The following is a 1299-nucleotide window of genomic DNA, read 5'->3' on the forward strand; positions in this document are numbered from 1 at the left end:
TCGCCGATATTGGCGGCGTTGAGCCCACCGGAAAGCATGTAATCGAGCCCGGCGTCAAGGCCGGTCAGGATGCGCCAGTCGAACGCAACGCCATTGCCGCCCGGCAACTCGGAGCCCTTCGGCGGCTTGGCGTCGAACAGGAACCGGTCCGCGACCCCGACGACCGGTTTGATGCGCTCGAGATCGGCGGCTTCGCTGAGCGGCAGCGCCTTCATGACCGGCAGGTCATAGCGGGCTTTCAGTTCGGCCACCCGTTCGGGCGTTTCCGAGCCGTGCAGCTGCAGCATGTCCGGGCGCATGCTGTCGATGATGTCGTCCAGGAAGGTGTCGTTGGCGTCGACGGTAACGGCAACCGCCAAAGCCTTGCCGCGCGCCGCTTCGCGCAACCGCCCGGCTGCAGCCGGTTCGATGTAACGCGGGCTCTTGGCAAAGAAAATGAAGCCGACATGGCTGGCGCCGCCGGCCAGCGCCGCGGCCATTGCCTGGTCGGTCTTCAAGCCGCAGATTTTGACGTCGAGTGCCATGGCGCGGGAATTGACATGAAATCGAGGCAGAGTCGAGAAAAAGCATGTTGTTTGCCGGCAGGGCCAAAGGCGCTACCTATCATGGGAAAGCATGCAAGGCGGGAGAACATCATGACTGACAGAACCGTTGCCGAACTCAGGCAGAAGATCGCGCAAGCGCGCGAGGTGATCGCGCATTTGATGGACAAGGCCGCCTTCAACGGCGCCGAGGCGCATCGGGCGCTCGATTATTTCGACACCGACGCCTTCGATCGGAATTTTTTACCGTGGCCGCATCATAGCGAAGAGGGGCTGCGGCCTGAAGAGCTGAACGCCGCGAATGACGATTGAGTTCGTGCGGCCAGTAAGAACGTAAACGCTGGCGCGACAGGAGGTGTGAAGGATCACCACGCAACAGCTATCCTCAGGCACCGTGCGACGCTTCGCGATTGCGCTACTCGAAAACGATCGCCTGCAGGGCGCCGCCATTGCGCTTCAGCCAGTCCTTGCAGCGGTCGGTGTCGGGACAGAGCTTTTCGCACAATTTCCAGAATTTCGGGCCGTGGTTCATCTCTTTCAGATGCGCTACTTCATGCGCGACGAGGTAGTTGATGACGGGTGGCGGCGCCATCATGATGCGCCAGGAAAAGGACAAATTGCCTTCGGAAGTGCACGAGCCCCAGCGGCTGGACGTGTCCTTGTAGCGGATCGCCTTGGCGCGCTTGCCAAGCGCCTCGGTGTGCCAGGCCACCAGCTTCTCGATCTACTACTTGGCCTCGCGATTCAAAAAATCGGC

At 61.3% G+C, this 1299-nt stretch carries 2 protein-coding genes and 1 pseudogene; 1 reads left to right on the plus strand and 2 read right to left on the minus strand.

Going from position 1 to position 1299, the window contains the following annotated elements; translation table 11 throughout:
* Positions 1–524, minus strand: a 524-nt coding sequence (locus FJ980_RS32235) for a phosphoribosylanthranilate isomerase (RefSeq protein ID WP_140547522.1), incomplete at its 3' end; no start/stop codon positions are given.
* Between the two features lie 111 nt (positions 525–635).
* Here FJ980_RS32235 and FJ980_RS32240 point away from each other — a divergent pair.
* Positions 636–854 (plus strand): hypothetical protein, encoded by a 219-nt coding sequence (locus tag FJ980_RS32240; protein WP_140491152.1) that lies wholly within the window; start codon positions 636–638, stop codon positions 852–854.
* A 103-nt stretch (positions 855–957) separates the two neighbouring features.
* Here the strand turns inward: FJ980_RS32240 and FJ980_RS32245 are convergent.
* A pseudogene (locus FJ980_RS32245) lies at positions 958–1299 on the minus strand (M48 family metallopeptidase); the annotation flags it as partial.

The organism is Mesorhizobium sp. B1-1-5, assembly GCF_006443065.1.
Lineage (GTDB): Bacteria > Pseudomonadota > Alphaproteobacteria > Rhizobiales > Rhizobiaceae > Mesorhizobium.

Bases quoted from the DNA above. Each gene is read 5' to 3' on its own strand.
- FJ980_RS32240 (WP_140491152.1), top strand. From the start codon at position 636: ATGACTGACAGAACCGTTGCCGAACTCAGGCAGAAGATCGCGCAAGCG.